This is a genomic window from Pseudomonas asplenii (assembly GCF_001293465.1).
In the GTDB taxonomy this organism is placed as follows: Bacteria; Pseudomonadota; Gammaproteobacteria; order Pseudomonadales; family Pseudomonadaceae; genus Aquipseudomonas; species Aquipseudomonas fuscovaginae_B.
The window spans coordinates 31,502-49,427 of record NZ_JSYZ01000026.1 but is presented as its reverse complement, the minus strand read 5'-3'; the positions used below and the strand labels follow the sequence as shown (position 1 = coordinate 49,427).

Here is a 17,926-nt window from a genome sequence, read left to right as displayed (position 1 = left end):
CCGGCAGAAATCCAGGCCCCGCTCGCAAGACGGGGCCTGGGTCGTTACGGGGGCAGGAAAAGCCGCGGGGCCACCCTCCCCGTCTGGATTTCAGAGGTAAAGGTCGCAGGCAAGACAGCATTCGTACACCAATGGCGCATGATAGGACTGCCGGTCGTCGCATTGCTCAGCCCTTCACACGGCTGTCATATGGGTGCCACCGCCCGGCTGCAAAATCGATCCATCGTCGAGGGCCTTCCCTTATAAGAACAAGGACGAACCATGCCAACGCAAAATCCGCATCGCATCGCCGGGCTCTGCACCTCCAGCAAGGTCTACAGCGCCCTGACCGAGCTCAAGCAGCTCGAAGGTCATCGCACGGCCAAGTTTCTCTCGTTGCTGGCCGAGAACCTGGTCCGCAAGGGGCTGTTGAATGAACAGGAAGTGATTCACATGCTGGATCAGGTGGTCGACTGATCCGGCATCAGCCGACCTGCGACAGCCAAACGATAATGGACCAGGGCTCGATTTCGTCGATGTCCACTATCGAGCACGGTGATTTTTCCTGAAGCCGTCATGACCGTAAGGTAGCTCCATAGATTGATGGAGGTACTTATGCCCAAGGTTCAGATCATGTCCGTTATCGGCAGCGCCGTTCCCGCCTCGCTCAGGGAACTGGGACTGCTCGCCTGCTGGTACCTGGTTCGCGATGGCGTACAGATCAGCGGCCCCCTCACTTCCCTGCCAGCGGCCAAGGCCCTGTCCGAACGCATGGACCTGCATGCCCTCGGCGCCTGACCGCCCACCGACTTCCCGAAACGTGCGTTGCTCCGCACAACCCCTTGCCCGCACTGTGTTGCGGGCTTTTTTTGGCCGGTACTCAGCTGCGTTCGGCCTGGACGCTGTTGAGCTGGGTGCGATGCCCCAGCTTCTGCAGGCGCTTGTCCAGCTCGATCATCACCGCCCGGTCCGAACGCCCGCTTTCCAGCTCGTCGATCAGCACGTTGGCGACCTTGCGCAGTTCGTGAATGATCAGAATCCGATCGTCATTCAGGTCCTGCTTGTGGGACTCGAACAGGCGATGCAGAAAATCCTCGAGGCTGCGCTGGTGGCGATGCCGGTCGGAAGCCCGCAGGTGAGTCAGGCTGGCGGTGATGCGCCCCAGCAGTTCGAGCAGTTCCAGGCCGAAATAATGCAGGCGCCGGGCATACCCCACTTCGCGCTCACGCAGGCGCTGACGCTCGGCCTGGAACGCCTGCTTGCGCTGGATCGCCGGCACCGCAATCGCCACCATCAACCCGACAATCAGCCCCACGGCCTGAATCCAGCCATACCAGTCGGCCGATTTCGGAAAGAACGCGAACCCCAGCAGCAATACCGCGACGATTCCCGCCCATACCACCATGGGCAGGTAATCCCTGCTCAAAGAAATCTTTGGCATGCCCCAACTCCTGAAGTCCAGAAAGCACCTAGCGCAATAATGGCGCCGATGCTAATCGCAGTTCGCAGCGAACACCATGACCTATCAATGCCGATACCCGAACACCCCGTCGGGACTCAGGGAAAACCCTAGAGCGCAATTGATTTCAAAGGGTTTTCCGGGGTATTGCGAACTTGACAAAAGCCACTGGCGAAGCAGCTGGAAAATATTCTGGAAAAATCGCTGGAACCTGCGAAATAAAGGCCTTGGACCGATACAACGGCTGCCCTCTCTACGCTACCATATGTCTTATGGCCAGTACGGACTCGAGGGTCCATCGCCAAACAGCCAAGGCACGTCTTCCGGGTTCTCCGGGCAGCCATTGCAGTGACTGAATCCAGCCAGGGATCGGACAACCATCGGAAAGTTCGAACAGGCAGCGGAAGTGCGATCACACAAGATTAAATTTTGTGTCAGTTACGCCCACTCTCTGCAGCGCTGTGGCAACTTTCCGGGCTATATTCATCAAACGTAACGCTTTTTCAAGAAAAGCCCGTTGCCAACGGTTTATCCATTTTTAGCGAGTCCATCCGCGTGAACATTCGTCATTCCATCCTCGGCCTTTTTTTCGTTCTGGCCGGCACCGTTGCCACTCCTGTCGTCGAGGCGCGTGAAACCACCCAGGCCCCTCGCGATACCAGCCACCTGCAAGTCGCCTCCGGCAGCGCCCTGCTGATCGATCTGCAGACCAACAAGACCCTGTACTCCAGCAACCCCGACGTGGTGGTGCCGATTGCCTCGGTGACCAAGCTGATGACCGCCATGGTGGTGCTCGACGCCAAGTTGCCGATGGACCAGTACATCTCGGTGAACATCAGCGATACCCCGGAAATGAAAGGCGTGTTCTCCCGGGTCAAGCTCGGTAGCGAACTGCCGCGCAAGGAAATGATGCTGATCGCCCTGATGTCGTCCGAGAACCGGGCGGCCGCCAGCCTGGCGCACCACTATCCGGGCGGCTACGCGGCGTTCATCGCGGCGATGAACGCCAAGGCCAAGTCCCTGGGCATGATCAACACCCACTATGTCGAACCGACCGGGTTGTCGATCCACAACGTCTCCACCGCCCGCGACCTCAGCAAGCTGCTGATGGCCGCCCGTCACTACCCGATGCTGAGCGAGCTGAGTACCACCAAGGAAAAGACCGTGGCGTTCCGCAAGCCCAACTACACCCTGGGCTTTCGCAACACCGACCATCTGGTCAACAAGGACAGCTGGAACATCAAGATCACCAAGACCGGTTTCACCAACCAGGCCGGCCACTGCCTGGTGCTGGTCACCGAGATGGGCAATCGCCCGGTCGCCCTGGTGATCCTCGATGCGTTCGGCAAGTACACCCACTTCGCCGACGCCAGCCGGATCCGCAACTGGGTCGAAACCGGCAAGGGCGGCAGCGTGCCGGACGTGGCGCTGCGCTACAAGGCCGACAAGAATCTGAAGGGCCGCCAGGCGGGCGAACAGGCCGCAAAGTAACCGGGCAGGAACCGGCCCGGTTTTCCGGGCCGCGCTCAGCTGCGTTGGCGTTTGAGTGCCTGTTTATGCGCGTACATGGCCCTGTCGGCGTCCTCCAGCAGATCTGCGATCGAGTCATGGCGATGCGGGTCATATTCGATCTGCCCCACGCTGAAGCGAATGTCATAACCCCGCTTCTGCCCTGAATTGCGCTCGCCCAGGGTGTGGCGAAGCCGCGCCATGATCATCTCGACCTGCACATGATCGGAGCCGGTCAGCAGTACCACGAACTCATCGCCCCCCAGCCGGCCGACCACGTCGCTCTCGCGAAACACGATGCGCAACACATCGGCGAAGTTCTTCAGCGCCAGGTCGCCCTCGGCATGGCCGTACACATCGTTGATCTGCTTGAAGTCGTTGAGGTCGAAGAACAGCAGCGAAGCCGGCTTGCCCATGCGCTTGCACACGCCCAGCCCCTGGCTGGCCAGGGCCTCGAAACCACGACGGTTGGACAACAGGGTCAACTCGTCCATGGTCGCCATCTGTACCGCCACCAGTTCCTGCTCGGCCATCTGCGCCAGGTCGCACAGCAGCGAGCGTTCCTCGTCATTCAAGGTTCGCGGCCGGGTGTCGATCAGGCACAGGGTGCCCAGTTTGTTGCCATCCCCGACCGTCAGCGGACAACCGGCATAGAAACGGATGCCGGGGGCGCCCGTCACCATCGGATTGTCATGGAACCGTTCGTCGCTCTCCGCGTTCGGAATCATCAGCACCTGATCACCGAGAATCGCGTGACCACAAAAGGAAATATCCCGCGGCGTCTCACTGGCCGTCAGCCCGACGCAGGACTTGAACCACTGTCGGTTCTCATCGACCAGGCTGACCAGCGCGATGGGCACATCGAACAGGCGCTTGGCCAGGCGGGTCAGGCGGTCGAAACGCTCTTCGGGCGGAGTATCGAGAATATTCAGCGAGCGCAGTTTTTCCACGCGGGCCGTTTCATTGGTAGGTTTTTTCGGCGCTAACATCACAGACATCCCAGGCTTGCGATCATGCAAGCGTAGACAATAAATGAACCGCCACAACGCTATGGACCGTGTAAATCCGCCAATGTTCTTCGGTCGACCCGTTGCCCGCCCCCGACCGTCCATGCGTCCTGTGACCGGCCGCACAACCCCGGGCCCAGGCATGGGCGCCGCCCGCACGACAGGTCATACTCGCCCTCCGCCATCACCGCACAGGATGTCCCCGTGAGCGCCGCCCGTGACGAAAGCAACCCTCCCAAGAGCATCGGTCGCCTGCTGCTGGAGCTGATCTGGCAACTGCTGGTGCTGGGGGTACCGATTTTCCTGGTGACCACCCTGCCACCGCTACTGGCCGGCACCGTGGTACTGGCCGCAGCCGCCGGCATGTGGCTGTGCGCCAGGCTCGGCTGGCTGGCCGGCGGACGGGGTGCCGCCCGGCTGATGATCTCGGCGGTGTTCGGCCTGGGTTTCAGCCTGGGGCGCGCCCTGCCCGACTACTGGGACATCGCCGCGGCCTGCCTGGCCATTTTCCCCGGGCTGGCCTGTGTCGCCACCTGGGAACGCCGGCTCGGGCTGGTGCCGCCCAGCGCATCCAGCCCCCGTGGCCGAAGCGCCTGGGGTGGCCAGGAACCCGACCAGACGCCCGAGGGCGAACCGATCCGGGTATTCAACCACAGCGAAATCGCCATGGGCGGGCCGGTCACCTGCGACTACCTGTTTCCCGATGGCGTGCTGCTCGAAGGGCTGGGCTCATCGGCGCGCTTTTCCAGCGATGGCCGCTATTTCGCCGCACCGGTGCCGTCGCGCCAGAGCTGGGGCCTGGTGATTCTCGACCGCCGCCAACGGCAGCTCTATCGCTGCAACGACGAACGCTTCTGGGAACTGGACACCTTCAACGAACAGGGGCTCGCCGGGCGCTACAGCCCGCTGGTGGATAACAGCACCGAACAGGTCAGCCTGCAGGCCCTGCTCAAGACGGCACAGCGGGTGGACCTGTTGCCCGTCGGCGACCTCTGGCTCGAACCCGGCCATTGGCAGCAGAACCTGGCCCGCCAGCAGATCGAACAACGCTCCCCGGACGGCCGGCACCTGCTCGAAGGCCAGCTCAGCCTGCCTGACAGCCTGCGACAACTGGAACAGCCGCTCGGTGCCCTGTTGCACCCGGATTACCGCCTGAGCCTGGATGGGGAAGCGACGCCGCTGCTGGTCAAGGCCGACACGACGCCGGTGTGGAGCGACGACAGCCAGCGGCTGGTCTGCGTCGCCACGGTCGCCGGGGAGCCTGACACGCCGGCCCGTGGCCTCTGGCTGTGGCAGCGGGGCCAGGGCTGGCGCGCCTTGCGCACCCCCTGGAGTACCCACGATCGCAGCCCTTCCGGCTACTGGAGCGAGCCGGTGGCGCTGGACGCCCAGTTCGTCCGCCTGGACAGCTACCTGCCGCTGCAGCAGCCCGACAACGGCCGCTTCGGCTACCAGTTGCACGAGATTCACAGCGACTCGGAAATCCTCGTCGGCCACGACCCGCTCGGTCGTGAGCGGGATGCCGACTGGAACCGCGCTCGGGTGCTGCTGGCCCTGCCACTGGAAGGCGATGGGCAGGCCTGCTCGGTGCAGATCGAGTCCGCCCCGCTGCCGGGCGGCAGCCGCGCCCGTTTCATCCGGGCCTGCGACAACCAGGACGGGGTCGGCGGTTACCGCTGCCAACTGGCCGACTGGGAACTGCCCGGCCTCTGGCAGTTGCCCCATCGGCTCAGCGATGACGGGCAGTACCTGGCGCTGATCCCCTTCACCGAGGCCAAGGCGTTGCCGGATCGGGTCGTCGTGGTCGATCCCGGCAACCGGCGGCTGATCGACAGCCCGCCCTTGCTGGTCGCCGGGCTGGTGGATTTTCGCGGCCCAGTGCTCAGCGTCGCCGTGGTCGTTGGCCGTCTGCCCCGGGATGACTCCGGCACACCCCTGCGGCGCTTCACCGTACCGGCACCGGCGGCGTCCGAAGCCGGCGGGTTCTGCCGTTATCGCGAGGACTCGCGGGTGTACTACGAAATGCGCCAGCTCCGGCTCGGCAAAGACAGCCTCGAGGTGTTACCGGCCTGGCGCGTGGTCAACCAGCCACAGCTCGCCACCGCCGAAGGCGAGTTCATCCAGCCTGCGCCGACCGGCCTGGACGCCGCCTGGCTGTTCGGCAGTTCCACCGAATATGGCGATGACCGGCTGCGCGGCCAGATCGCACGCCTGGGCGGCCACCTGCTGACCGCCTCCGGCTGCGCCCTGTCCGATCTCGCCCCGTCGATGATCTGGTCCCCCAGGGGCCGTTACCTGGCGCTGACCCGGCTCTATCTGGAACATCCGGATTTCGAGTTCAGCCGGCGCGCCTGGAAACTCCTGCTGCTCGATGTCGAGGCCCACACCCTGCGCATCGCCCCGGACTGGCTGGGCAACCGGCCGCAGTTCATCGATTTCAGCGGCGACACCCTGCACCTGCGCCACTATGAAACCGACTGGGACCTGCGCGATGGCTCGGACCCCGGCCACCGGGTGAAAATCGACCTGAAGACCGTGCTGCAATGGCCCGCCGAACCACTGGAGCGCCATGGCGAACTCTGGCTGACCCGCAGCGACGCCGGCAATGCCAGCGCGTGGCAGGCACTGGAAAGACCGGCGTTACTGTAGGAGCATGTCCATGATTCGAACGCCCGAGACACTGGAACCGACCATGAGCAGATCGACCACCGCCCACCCGGACGACAAGGCCCCGTATTTCTGGCGTGATGCGGCGCTGCCCTTCATCGAGGCGCGCTCGATCCAGGATGGCCGCGAGGTCTGCTATTCCCGGCATTCCCACGAGCACTTCTCCATCGGCGCGATCACCCACGGCCGCAGCACCTATATCAACGAACAGCAGCAGTGGCAGGTCGAGGCCGGCACCGTGGTGCTGATGAACCCCGGCGAGGTGCACGCCTGCAACCCCATCGACGACCAGCCCTGGGCCTATCGCATGTTCTATGTCGAGACACCCTGGCTGACCGCGCTGCAACACGAACTGGGGTTCAGCCCGGACCTGGACTTTCGCCCGTTCTCCGCCACCCACAGCCGCGATCCGCAGCTGTACCGGGGCCTGAACGCACTTTACGAACAACTGGTGGACGACGACCTCGCCCACCTGGAAAAGCAGTGCGCGATCGTCGAGTTCTTCACCCTGCTGCAACACCGGTTGAACCCGGCGCCGATCCCGGCCCGCGAGGTCAACCAGAAGCTGGAGCGGGCCGCGGCCTACATCCACAAGCACTGCACCGAAGCACTGAAGCTGGAGGACATCTGCCAGGCCGCGCAACTCTCGGCGTCCTACCTGACCCGCGCCTTCAAGCAGTATTACGGCATGACGCCCCACGCCTTCCTGGTCAACCGGCGCATTCAGTATGCGCGCAATCAACTGCGGCGCGGACGGCTGATCGCCGACGTCGCACTGGAGGCCGGCTTCGCCGACCAGGCGCACTTCCAGCGGGCCTTCAAGCAGCACCTGGCCGCAACGCCCGGCCAGTATCGCGGCTGAGCGGACTCAGGGCAGCAACAGGTAGGCCGCACTGAGCGCCAGCAGCAAGGCCATCAGCCGATTGAACAGGCGCATCCCCCGGGGATTTTCCAGGTAGCGGCGCAGGAAGGTGCCGGCGAAGGCCCAGCAGGCGATCGAGCCGTAGCAGATCACGAAGTAGATCAGCGCGAACTCCAGCACCACCCGCGTATCACCCTCGGCGGCAAACGCGCCCATGCCGGCGACGCAGGCCAGCCAGGCCTTGGGGTTGAGCCACTGCATTACCGCGCCGAGGGTCAGGGTCGGGCGCTTGCCGGCGTTGCCAGCGTCGAGCGAACCGTCATCCATGGCCAGCTTCCAGGCCATGTACAGGAGAAACGCCACACCGCCGAGCTGGATGCCTCGCGTCAGCGCCGGCACCCGCAGCAACAGTTCATGCAGCCCCAGGCCGATCAGCACCAGCAACAAGGTGAAACCCAGGGTGGCGCCGGTCACATGGCGCAGGCTGGCACGCAGGCCGAACTGCGCCCCGGCACTCAAGGCGACGATGTTGACCGGGCCAGGGGTAATGGACGAAGCCAGCGCAAAGGCGGCCATGGAAAGCAGAACGCTCATCGGATAGGTCTCTCTCGATTGAAGATGAGCAGCACCGTACCCAGCCGCCGGCATCACGTATTGAAGAAAACTCCCCTGGCGGACCGACAGCCAGCGTTTACTATGGCTGCTGCGTTTTCCCTGGCATTCGCCCGACCTATCCACCGGAGGGAGTCAAAGGCCCATGAGCGTCGCCTATCAGAGCCTGCTGGAATACACGCGCCGGATGAACCGGGTGCTGGAACACATCGACCAACACCTGGACCAGCCGCTGGAGTTGGCCGAACTGGCGGCCATCGCGCACTTCTCGCCCTTTCACTTCCATCGCCTGTTCAGCGCCTGGGTCGGGGAAACCCTGGGCGACTACCTGCGCCGCCGCCGGCTCGGCTGTGCCGCCCTGCTGTTGGCCGAACGCCCCGAAGCCACGGTGCTGGACATCGCCCTGCAGGTCGGCTTCGGCTCCGGCGAGGCCTTCAGCCGGGCGTTCAAGCAGCACTTCCAGGTCACGCCCAGCACCTGGCGCCAACTCGAACCCGTCCGCTGGGAACAGCGCCTGAACGACATCCGCGAACGGCGCCGGCAGTCATTTCGCAATCCTGATCAGGAATGCGCGCTGATCCTGTCCGACCATGGGCGCTCCCAAACCCTGGAGGAAATGACGATGGACGTCACGCTTGAAGACATCCCCCCGACCCGCATCGCCTACATGCGCTACACCGGGCCCTACGGCCCTGGTATCGGCATATTCTGGCGCGAGACCTTCATGCCCTGGATGGAACGTAACGGCCTGACGGGCGAGCTGCGCCTGGGCATCGGCCACGATGACCCGCATGTCACCCCACCCGAGAAATGCCGCTATGACGCCTGCGTGCAGGTGCCGGACGACTTTGTCGGCAGTGGCGAAGCCACGGTGGCCACCCTGCCCGGCGGGCGCTACGCGGTGGCCCGTTTCAGTGGTCATGTCCGCGACTTCCCGGATGCCTGGACCGAGCTGTGCCGCGACTGGCTGCCCCGCAGCGGCATGCAGTTCGCCAGTGGCCCGCCCTTCGAACGCTACCCGAAAGATGCCCATTACGACCCGGTGGCCGGCACGCTAGACTGCGACATCTGCATCGCGGTGAAACCGCTGTAGCTGAGGATCGGCCCAGGTTTGCTGCCAATGAGCAGTACACCTGGGCAACAAGTTTCCGGTACAGCCCTGCAAAGGCTTGGACACACTGGCGCCAGCAGGATGCCCGGGGTTACTGTCGAGCCTTTCCTGTTTCCTGCCGGAGCGCGCCATGACCCTGTCGACCCTGCTTCTCTTCATCCCCGCGTGTTTCGCCCTGAACATGGCACCCGGCCCGAACAATCTGCTGTCGGTCAGCAATTCGACCCGTTACGGCTTCCGAACCTCCTGCCTGGCCGGCCTGGGGCGCCTGCTGGCCTTCGCCGGCATGATCGCCCTGGCGGCGGCGGGCCTGGCGGTGGTGCTGCAGACCTCGGAACTGCTTTTCCATGGGATCAAGATCCTCGGTGCCGCCTATCTGTTCTACCTCGCCATCCAGCTCTGGCGCGCCAATCCGCAAGCCGAGGCACAGACGGAGCAAACCCGGGCCAACCTGCCCGCCCTCGCCCGCCAGGAGTTCCTGGTGGCGGCAGGCAACCCCAAGGCGATCCTGATCTTCACCGCCTTCCTGCCACAATTCGTCGACTCTTCCCAAGGCATCTCCCAACAGTTCGCGGTACTGGGTGCACTGTTTCTGGCCCTGGAATGGGTCGCCATCAGCGCCTACGCCTACATGGGCATCCACATGCGCCGCTGGTTCGCCGAGCCCCGGGGCAAGCGCCTGTTCAATCGTGGCTGCGCGGTACTGCTCTCGGGTGCGGCGTCGGTGCTGCTGACGGCTCGCAGGGCCTGACATGTCGATCACCACACCGCCTCCCGTGATCCACACCCATCGCCTGCTGCTGCGTCCGGTTCGGGCGGACGACCTCAAGGTCGCCCAGGCCATCCATGGCGATCCGCAGACCAACCGCTATAACCCCAAGGGCCCCTCCTCCCTGGAAACGACCAGCAGCCACCTGTTCAACTGGATCGAACACTGGAAGAACAAGGGCTTTGGCTACTGGGCCGTCTGTGACCGGCAACAGCCGGAAAAGGTATTGGGATTCGGTGGGCTGCAGGACGCCCTGTTCGGCTCGCGCAGTGGCTTGAACCTGTACTTTCGCTTCGCGGTGGAGGCCTGGGGTAAGGGCTACGCCAGCGAGATGGTCGAGGCGGCCCTCGACCTGGCGTTCAGGCACCTGGCACGCAACGAAGTCATCGGCCTGGTGCGCCCGGACAACCTGCCCTCGCGCCGCACCCTGGAGCGGGCCCGAATGACCGTCGATGGCGAACTCGACGACGTTCCCGGCCAACCCCACAGCCTGCTCTACAGCCTGAGCGCGGAACGCTACCTGAGCCCGGAAAGTTTCATGTAGCGCGCTGCGGCAAAGGCGTAAAATGCCCCGAGCAACCATTACAAAATATGTCAGCCAGGGGAATCGCTTATGAAATCCAGTCTCGTCAAGGCCACGCTGGTACTGGGCAGCCTGCTGCTGGGCGCCTGCTCATCGGACCTGAGCACTCACTACAACAGCGCCTGCTCGACCCTGAGCTGCCAGCAGCACTACAACAGCAGTGCCCGCCTGAGCCAGGACAATGGCTCGATGAACCGCAACCTGGGCAGCAGCTTCAGCGAGTATGGCGAGAGCATGCTGCGCGACTAAGCCGCTGACACCGATCTACAGCAGCCTTCCTTTCTACTCCAAGACCTGCGTTTATGAGCGAAGCCTTCGAAGTCCCCAGCCCTCACGAAAAACACGTCGAACACACCACCGAACATGCGCACGCCCGAGGCGACGGCTTCGCCAGCCGGATCGCGGTGATGACCGCGGTCATGGCCACCCTCGGTGCCATGCTCAGCTACCAGGCCGGCTCCACGGAAAGTGAAGCGGCGATGGACAAGAACAATGCGGCCATCATCAAGACCGAGGCCGCCAACCAGTGGAACTACTACCAGGCCAAATCCAGCCGCCAGAACCTCTCGGAAATGGCCAGCCATATTCCGGGCCTGGATGCCGGGCACTACACCGCCGAGGCCGAACGTTACAAAAAGGAGAAGGAAGCGGTACGCCAGAAGGCCGAGGGACTGGAAGCCCAGAGCCGCGAATGGGATGCCCGCTCGGAGGAGCTGCTGCACCAGCATCACCGCTGGGCCCAGGCGATGACCGCCATCCAGATCGCCATTTCGCTGGCGGCGATCACCCTGCTGACCCGCCGGGAATGGCTCAAGCGCCTGTCCTATACCGCGGCGGGTGCCAGCGTGGTGCTGGGCTCGATGGCCTGGCTGCATATCTGAGGCCGGCCGCTGCCGGGTTCTGGCGATGGCGACCGGGCAGAAAACACCGGGTCGCCTGAGACACCGCCATCGCCGGCAGGCCGGCTCCCACAGGCATCAGCCGCGCTTGACCGCCTGCAGCGTGTAGCTCAACGGCAGGCGGTCAGGCGCCTGCTTCAGACGCCACTCGTCGTCCTGCGCCGAATGCACCATCTGCCCCGGCAGTGCGTCCCAGGGAACGCTCTGGTGCTCCACCAGGCCGGTGATCGTCATCCCCTCCTCCAGCAGCGCACCGACGATCTCGCCCAGGCCATGGTTCCAGGTGTGAGTGACAGTGGCGGTCAACGGCGAATCGCTGGCCACGTAGGTCTGGTCGCTGCTGAAGACCAACGGCTGCTCATGCTCGAAATACGGGTATTCCACCCGCAAGCCCTCCTGATGCGCCTCGTTGAGCGACCAGAGCATCGGATGCCCCTCGCGGATGAACAACCGGCCGCCCGGCTTGAGCAACGCCGCCACCGTCCGCGCCCATGGCTGGATGCGCGGCAACCAGCAGAGTGCGCCGATGCCGGTGTAGACCAGGTCGAAGGACTCGCGCGGCAGCACCTCGGCCGCGGCATGGACGTCGGCCTCGACAAACTCCAGCTCGGCCCCGCAACCGCGCGCCAACGCACGGGCCTCGAGCAGCGCGGCGGGCGAGAAATCCAGTCCGGTCATCGACGCGCCGAGCCGCGCCAGCGACAAGGTGTCGGTACCGATATGGCACTGCAGGTGAACGCCCCGCAGGCCGGCGATATCGCCGAGCAGTGGCAGGTCGAAGCGCACCACGTCGGAGAGGTGCCGCGGATCGGCGAGAAAACGATGCAGGCCATACTCCGCAGAGCGCGCATGCACCGGCGCGCGATCGTTCCAGTTGGCCTTGTTGATGTTCAGCGAGTCATTCATGGGCAAAGGGTCCCTGCCATTTTCCAGACAGGCACCCTATCACCCTCGTCAACGAAATGATTTGAGCAAGTTGTAAAGCTTCAGGCGTGTGCCCAGCGCCGATGCAGGCCGCGCGCCAGGGCATCCAGGGCAAAGCCGAGCACACCGATCAGCAGCACCATCGCCATCAGTTCCGAGTAGGCCAGGCGGTCACGGGTGTCGAGAATGAAATAACCCAGGCCGGCGCTGACACCGAGCATTTCGCACGGCACCAGCACGATCCAGAGAATGCCGATGGACAACCGCACGCCGGTCAGCACATGGCCGAGCACCCCCGGCAGGATGACCTTGCGCAGGGTTTCCCAGCGGGTGGCGCTGAGGCTGCGGCTCAACTGCAACCAGCGCGGGTCGAGCTGGCGCACGCCGGCCGCGGTGTTGAGCATGATCGGCCAGACCGCGGCGAAGGCCAGCAGGAAGTAGATCGGCTGGTCGCCCACCCCCATCAGCATCACCACCACCGGCATCCACGACAGCGGCGAGATCATCCGCAGGAACTGGAAGGCCGGCGTGGTCGCCGCCTCCAGATGACGGTAGCTGCCGATCAGCAGGCCCAGGGGCACGCCGATCAGCAGGGCCAGCGCCAGGCCGACCAGGATCCGCTTGAGGCTGACCAGAATGTGCTCGTAGAGCTCGGCACGACCGAGCAGTTCGACCAGGCTGGCCAGGGTCGCCTGTGGCGAGAAGCGGGCCGACAACCCATCGGCGCTACCGAACAGATGCACCCCGAGCCACCAGGCCAGCAGCAGGCTCAACAGCCCGGCAATGCCCAGCAGCCAGTTCCACAACGGCTTGCCCATCAGATGCTGAACTCCTCGCTACGCTCGAAGTTGTCCGGCAGGCCGAACGCCTTGAGCCCACCCACCGCCGCGATGCTGTTGCGCACAAAGCGGTCGTCCACCAGGTCGCGGGCGGTCTGCGCCGGATCGAGGTTGGCGAGGAAGCCCTTGTCGCCTTCGATCAGGGTGTCCTTCAGGCGCCGGACCAGTTCCTCGGTGTAGCTGGGGAACGGATAGGGCTGGAAGTCGATGCGCTGCTCGTCCCAGTTGCCATGGCGGATCGCGCCGCTGGCGAGGTAGGCGTCGCGCTCGGCGGCATTGGGCGTCAGCACCCGGCCAAGCACCTGCGGGGTATGGGGCGTGTAGCGGTTGCTGCCCTCCTTGGACAGCAGCCTGGCCGCCTCGGCGCGGTTATCCCGCGTCCACAACTGCGCCTTGACGATGGCGTTGACCACCTTCTGCGACCACTCGGGGCGAGCGTTCAGGTCCTGCTCGTGCATGAACACCACGCAGCAGGCGTGGTTGCGCCAGACGTCGCCGGTGAAGCGCTGGACCCGACCGACCTTGAGTTCCTCGGCCAGGGCGTTGAACGGCTCGGCGACGATGTAGCCGGCGATGCGCTTGCTGGCCAGGGCCGGTGGCATGTCCGACGGCGGCAGCACCACCAGGTTGACCTCGTTGGCCGCCAGCGCGCTGTTGGCCGGCTTGCTCACCGGTTGCAGGCCGTTGTCACGGAACAGTTGCTGTACCACCACGTTGTGGATCGAGTACCAGAACGGAATCGCTACCGATTGCCCGCCCAACTGACGGATCTCGGTGATGCCGGGGGCGACGGTCAGGCCCGAGCCGCCGACATGGTTCCAGGCCACCACCTTGGCCGGCACCTTGCTGCCATAGCGGGCCCAGACGGTCATCGGCGACAGCAGGTGGATCACGTTGACCTGCCCGGAAATGAACGCCTCGATCACCTGCGCCCAACTGCGCAGCAGCACCGGGCGCTCGGCCTTGATGCCCTCGGCCTCGAACAGGCCGTTGTTATGGGCCACCAGCAGCGGCGTGGCGTCGGTGATCGGCAGGTAGCCGATGCGTACCGGCGCATCCGGCTCCAAGGCCGCACGGGCCTTCCGGCTGTTGAGCAGCGGCAGGGCGCCGCCGGCCGTCAGCAGGGCGCTGAGTTTGAGGAAGTCACGACGAGTGTGGGTGAAGTCGTCCAGGCACATGATCCATCTCCGACGGTTCGGGCTGTGTTGAATTGAGAGGGTTGCGGCTTGCCCGCCGAAGGGTTTTGAGAATCTCGATGCGCAGGGCACCCAGTTCGTCGACCAGTTCGGCACGCGGTTGCGGCAGGTCGATACGCCATTCACCGAGCGTCCGCGCCGGGCTGTTCCCCAGTAGCAGGATACGATCGGACAGCAGCAGGGCTTCATCGATGTCATGGGTGATGAGCACTGCGGCCGTGTGATGTTCGGCAATCACCCGCAACAGCAATTGCTGCATGTCCGCACGGGTGACTTCGTCGAGGGCGCCGAACGGCTCGTCCAGCAACAGCACCTGCGGCTGACGGGCCAGGCAGCGGGCCAGCGCCGTGCGCTGGGCCATGCCGCCAGAGAGCTGCGCCGGGTAATGCTCGCGGGCATGCTGCAAACCGACTTCACTGATCGCGGCATCGATCCGGGCCTGGCGTTGCTGCGCGCTCAACTTCGGTTGGCGGGCGAAGTCCAGGCCGAAGGCGACGTTCTTCTCCAGGCTCAGCCAGGGCAGCAGGCTCGGATCCTGGAAGGCCACCGCCACGCGCGGATGCGGCCCCTCAAGGCGCTCGCCGTGGAGACTCACCTGGCCGCCATGGGGCGCCTGCAAGCCGGCCAGCACCCGCAGCAGGCTGGACTTGCCGACCCCGCTCGGTCCCAGGATCGACACCACCTCGCCCGGTTTCAAGTGCAGGTCGAAGGCTTCCAGCACCGCCTGCCAGCCCTGCTCCCGCGGATAGCCGAGACTGATCTGCCGGGCTTCGAGCAGCAGCGCACTCATGCCACGGCTTCCCGCGCCTGACGCTGCAGTTCGGTGCGCAGTTGCACCAGGCTCGGCGTGACGATCGGCACGAATGCCGATTCCCGCCAGCGCCGGGCGAAACCGCTGCCGAACTCGCTCAGGTAGGCCTTGCCGCCGCTGGCCTGCAACTCCAGCTGCACAGCCTGGGCGGCCACTTCGGCGAGGCTGATGCGAATCTGGAACAGGTCGGCCGGACGCGCCAGGAAACGGCCCTCGAGCAGCCCGCACTTCAATGCCTCCACCGCCTGCTCCAGCACCTGCCGTTGCTCGACCAGCGGTTCGCGCAGGATCGAGCGCCCATCCTGCAGGTGCTGTTCGACTTCACTCAGTGCCCGGCGGCTCAGGCCAATCGCCATGCCGCATTGCAGGCCGAGAAACGCGGGCCTGACGGCGGGCAGGAAACGCTTGGCATCCGCGTGCAGCAACCACTCGCTGCCGACGTTCACCTGGCACAGATCGATGGCCGCGGTATTGCTCGATTGCAGCCCCATCAGTTGCAGATCCTCGGAACGCCGCAGGCCGGCCAGGTTGTCCGGAATCGCCAGGACGAAGGGTGCACCGCCCTCCTCATCCTCGATCGCCGCCGCGACGACGAAACCGCTCTTGCGCAGGTTGGTCACCCAGTGCAGACGGCCATCGAGCTGCCAGCCATCGGCCTGGGCCTGGGCGCGCACCTGCAGCGACTCGATGCCCGACAGGAACTTCATGGCGTTCGACAACCCGGTCGCACCGGCCAGCTCGCCGCTGAGCAGGTTAGGCAACAGGCGCTCGCGCAGGGCTGTGTTGGGACTGTGCAGCAGGTATTCGATGAAGGCACGCTGCCCCCAGAACACGAAGGCCGCCGCCAGGGAATGACTGGCGACGCGGGCCAGCGTCTCGATGGCATCGGTGACATTGCCACCGCTGCCGCCCGCCGCTTCATCGACGCCCACCCGCAGCACGCCGGCTGCCGCCAATTGCGACAACACCCCCTGCGGATCGCACTGTCCCAGGTCCAGGGCCTGGGCGTGTTCATCCAGCCATTGGCTCAATGCCGGATCAAGCATGTGATTTTCTCCTTGAGCGCGACGCCGGGTCACCGCCGGCGCCGTTGAATCATTGACCCGCAGCTTGCCAGCGGTACTTGGCCAGTTCCGGGTTGAGCGGGGTACGGGCGAACACGTTGGCGAAGTTGCAGAGTGTCGCAAGGCTGACGCCGAGAATCACTTCCAGGGCGTTACCTTCTGTGTATCCGGCCTCCTTGAAGGCATTGAACGTCGGCTCGCTGACATTGCCGCGGGTGGCGATGACTTCCCGGGTAAAGGTAGCCAGTACTTCGAGTTTTGCCTCGGGCAATTCACTCTGGCCACGCAGGGCGCCGACCACTTCGTCCGGCAGCTTGGCCTTGTTCAGTGCCACCGCGGTGTGCCCGGCGACACAGAAGTCGCAACCGTGGGTGGTGGCGGCGATCAATTGCACCACTTCGCGCTCGGCCAGGCTCAGTTCGGCTTTGCCGTTGAGCCCCGATACCGTAACGTAGGTTTCCAGGGCCGCCGGGGCATTGGCGAGCACGCCCAGCAGATTTGGAATGAACCCGGAGTTCTTCTGGGCGTTTTCCAGAAAGGGCCTGGCCGCTTCAGGGGCGCTTTGCAGAGTGTGTAGAGTGACGCGCGACATGGAGTGGACTCCTGCTGTGTGGGGTGTCCGACAAGTCTGTTGGTTATAAGAATTTCGATCCATATTCAAAAGTAGCGATTACTTGCTCCTGAGTGTTTCCATTAGATGATTTCGTCCAGCCCATTGGTTGATTGGTTATTAGACAGCCTCGAACTCGACACCAGCCTGTTTCACGTAGGCCGCTACTGCGGCGGCTGGCACGCCAGTACCCATGGCCTGGCCCGGGCCAGTTTCCACCTGATAGTGCAGGGACACTGCTGGCTGCATATTGATGGAGCGCAAGCCGGCGTCCGTCTGAACGCCGGGGATGCGGTATTCCTGCTGCAGGATCTGGACTACCGCCTGTCCAGCGCCGAGGACCGCCTGCAAGCCAGGGCGCTGCCGCGCATGGCCATGACCGCACTCGACGGCGAAGCCCAGGATGGCGTCGGCCTGGTCTGCGGGTTCTTTCACTTCCGCTCGGGGCTGTCGTCCCTGATCATCGACGGGCTGCCGGACTGGATCGTGCTGCGCGCCGGCGACCCCTCATCGAGCGCGGCGCGGTCCCTGTTCGAACTGATCCTGGAGGAATGCCAACGCCAGCCGGCGCCCTCCCCGGCCCTGCTGGAACGCCTGAGTCACCTGCTGTTCCTGTACGTGCTGCGCCAGCAGGTGGCCGACAACCAGGACCTCGGTGGCCTGGTATCGCTGGCCCGGCACCCGGGCTTTGCACCGTTGCTGGAACAGTTGATCGAACGCCCCGCACAGAACTGGTCCCTGGAAAGCATGGCGGCCTGTACCGGGCTGTCGCGGTCGGCGTTCTTCAAGCGCTTCAACGAACTGGCCGGGCAATCGCCGGGCCAGGTGCTGCTGGCGCTGCGCATGCGCCATGCCTGTCAGTTGCTCAAGGCCAACCACACCGTGGAGCAGGTCTGCGCGGCGGTCGGCTATCAGTCGATCGCAGCGTTCACCCGGGCGTTCACCAAGGCGGTCGGGGTGCAGCCGGGAGCGTATCGTCGACAACACGAACCGTCACAAGCCCACTAGGCTATGTACGAAATCGC

Annotated in this window: 20 protein-coding genes; 11 read left to right on the top strand and 9 right to left on the bottom strand. The window is 64.6% G+C overall.

Features of this window, described 5'->3' with window-relative positions:
* Positions 1-261: 261 nt before the first annotated feature.
* A complete protein-coding gene (locus PF66_RS27870) occupies positions 262-456 on the top strand; it encodes a hypothetical protein (protein WP_054058772.1) in 195 nt (64 codons plus the stop codon).
* 138 nt (positions 457-594) lie between these two features.
* The gene (locus PF66_RS27865) at positions 595-777 is read left to right on the top strand and encodes a hypothetical protein (RefSeq protein ID WP_054058771.1); all 183 of its coding nucleotides are present in this window, start codon (positions 595-597) and stop codon (positions 775-777) included.
* A gap of 82 nt (positions 778-859) precedes the next feature.
* On the opposite strand, the gene PF66_RS27860 is transcribed toward PF66_RS27865, so the two are convergent.
* On the bottom strand, positions 860-1,420 hold the full coding sequence (locus tag PF66_RS27860) for a hypothetical protein (RefSeq protein ID WP_054058770.1): 561 nt from the start codon (positions 1,418-1,420) through the stop codon (positions 860-862).
* Positions 1,421-1,993: 573 nt separating this feature from the next.
* On the opposite strand from PF66_RS27860, the gene pbpG reads away from it, so the two are divergent.
* A complete protein-coding gene (gene pbpG / locus PF66_RS27855; RefSeq protein WP_054058769.1) occupies positions 1,994-2,929 on the top strand; it encodes a D-alanyl-D-alanine endopeptidase in 936 nt (311 codons plus the stop codon).
* A 35-nt stretch (positions 2,930-2,964) separates the two neighbouring features.
* On the opposite strand, the gene PF66_RS27850 is transcribed toward pbpG, so the two are convergent.
* Positions 2,965-3,936 (bottom strand): sensor domain-containing diguanylate cyclase, encoded by a 972-nt coding sequence (locus PF66_RS27850; RefSeq protein WP_054064460.1) that lies wholly within the window; start codon positions 3,934-3,936, stop codon positions 2,965-2,967.
* 222 nt (positions 3,937-4,158) lie between these two features.
* On the opposite strand from PF66_RS27850, the gene PF66_RS27845 reads away from it, so the two are divergent.
* Together PF66_RS27845 and PF66_RS27840 are read left to right on the top strand one after the other, a co-directional pair.
* A complete protein-coding gene (locus tag PF66_RS27845; RefSeq protein WP_054064459.1) occupies positions 4,159-6,603 on the top strand; it encodes a hypothetical protein in 2,445 nt (814 codons plus the stop codon).
* Between the two features lie 43 nt (positions 6,604-6,646).
* Entirely contained in the window at positions 6,647-7,483 is an 837-nt protein-coding gene (locus tag PF66_RS27840; protein ID WP_054064458.1) for a helix-turn-helix transcriptional regulator, read from the top strand.
* A 6-nt stretch (positions 7,484-7,489) separates the two neighbouring features.
* Here the strand turns inward: PF66_RS27840 and PF66_RS27835 are convergent, their stop codons facing one another.
* A complete protein-coding gene (locus PF66_RS27835; RefSeq protein ID WP_054059907.1) occupies positions 7,490-8,077 on the bottom strand; it encodes a LysE family translocator in 588 nt (195 codons plus the stop codon).
* A gap of 163 nt (positions 8,078-8,240) precedes the next feature.
* On the opposite strand from PF66_RS27835, the gene PF66_RS27830 reads away from it, so the two are divergent.
* The 5 genes from PF66_RS27830 to PF66_RS27810 all read left to right on the top strand — a co-directional run bounded on the left by PF66_RS27830 (position 8,241) and on the right by PF66_RS27810 (position 11,439).
* A complete protein-coding gene (locus PF66_RS27830; RefSeq protein ID WP_054059906.1) occupies positions 8,241-9,188 on the top strand; it encodes an AraC family transcriptional regulator in 948 nt (315 codons plus the stop codon).
* 148 nt (positions 9,189-9,336) lie between these two features.
* Positions 9,337-9,957, top strand: a complete 621-nt coding sequence (locus PF66_RS27825) for a LysE family translocator (protein WP_054064457.1) — start codon at positions 9,337-9,339, stop codon at positions 9,955-9,957.
* A gap of 1 nt (position 9,958) precedes the next feature.
* On the top strand, positions 9,959-10,519 hold the full coding sequence (locus PF66_RS27820; RefSeq protein WP_054064456.1) for a GNAT family N-acetyltransferase: 561 nt from the start codon (positions 9,959-9,961) through the stop codon (positions 10,517-10,519).
* Between the two features lie 69 nt (positions 10,520-10,588).
* Positions 10,589-10,807, top strand: coding sequence for a hypothetical protein (locus PF66_RS27815; RefSeq protein WP_054059903.1), 219 nt, complete (start codon positions 10,589-10,591; stop codon positions 10,805-10,807).
* Positions 10,808-10,860: 53 nt separating this feature from the next.
* Complete coding sequence (locus PF66_RS27810; protein WP_054059902.1) at positions 10,861-11,439, top strand: DUF4337 domain-containing protein; 579 nt, start codon at positions 10,861-10,863, stop codon at positions 11,437-11,439.
* A 96-nt stretch (positions 11,440-11,535) separates the two neighbouring features.
* Here the strand turns inward: PF66_RS27810 and PF66_RS27805 are convergent, their stop codons facing one another.
* From PF66_RS27805 to PF66_RS27780, 6 genes are all read right to left on the bottom strand, one after another.
* A complete protein-coding gene (locus PF66_RS27805) occupies positions 11,536-12,363 on the bottom strand; it encodes a class I SAM-dependent methyltransferase (protein WP_054064455.1) in 828 nt (275 codons plus the stop codon).
* An 80-nt stretch (positions 12,364-12,443) separates the two neighbouring features.
* Positions 12,444-13,199 carry an ABC transporter permease gene (locus PF66_RS27800; RefSeq protein ID WP_054064454.1) on the bottom strand — a complete coding sequence of 252 codons (756 nt, stop codon included), beginning with the start codon at positions 13,197-13,199 and terminating at the stop codon, positions 12,444-12,446.
* On the bottom strand, positions 13,199-14,398 hold the full coding sequence (locus PF66_RS27795; RefSeq protein ID WP_054059899.1) for an ABC transporter substrate-binding protein: 1,200 nt from the start codon (positions 14,396-14,398) through the stop codon (positions 13,199-13,201). The genes PF66_RS27800 and PF66_RS27795 overlap by 1 nt, the downstream gene beginning before the upstream one ends.
* Positions 14,364-15,206: an ABC transporter ATP-binding protein gene (locus PF66_RS27790; RefSeq protein WP_054059898.1), complete on the bottom strand. Its 843-nt coding sequence runs from the start codon at positions 15,204-15,206 to the stop codon at positions 14,364-14,366. The genes PF66_RS27795 and PF66_RS27790 overlap by 35 nt, the downstream gene beginning before the upstream one ends.
* Positions 15,203-16,273 carry an acyl-CoA dehydrogenase family protein gene (locus tag PF66_RS27785; RefSeq protein WP_054064453.1) on the bottom strand — a complete coding sequence of 357 codons (1,071 nt, stop codon included), beginning with the start codon at positions 16,271-16,273 and terminating at the stop codon, positions 15,203-15,205. Before PF66_RS27785 ends, PF66_RS27790 begins: the two co-directional genes overlap by 4 nt.
* Positions 16,274-16,322: 49 nt before the next feature.
* Positions 16,323-16,883: a carboxymuconolactone decarboxylase family protein gene (locus tag PF66_RS27780; RefSeq protein WP_054059896.1), complete on the bottom strand. Its 561-nt coding sequence runs from the start codon at positions 16,881-16,883 to the stop codon at positions 16,323-16,325.
* Between the two features lie 105 nt (positions 16,884-16,988).
* Between PF66_RS27780 and PF66_RS27775 the strand changes: the two genes are divergently transcribed.
* A complete protein-coding gene (locus PF66_RS27775) occupies positions 16,989-17,909 on the top strand; it encodes an AraC family transcriptional regulator (RefSeq protein ID WP_054064452.1) in 921 nt (306 codons plus the stop codon).
* The last annotated feature ends 17 nt before the right edge of the window (positions 17,910-17,926 follow it).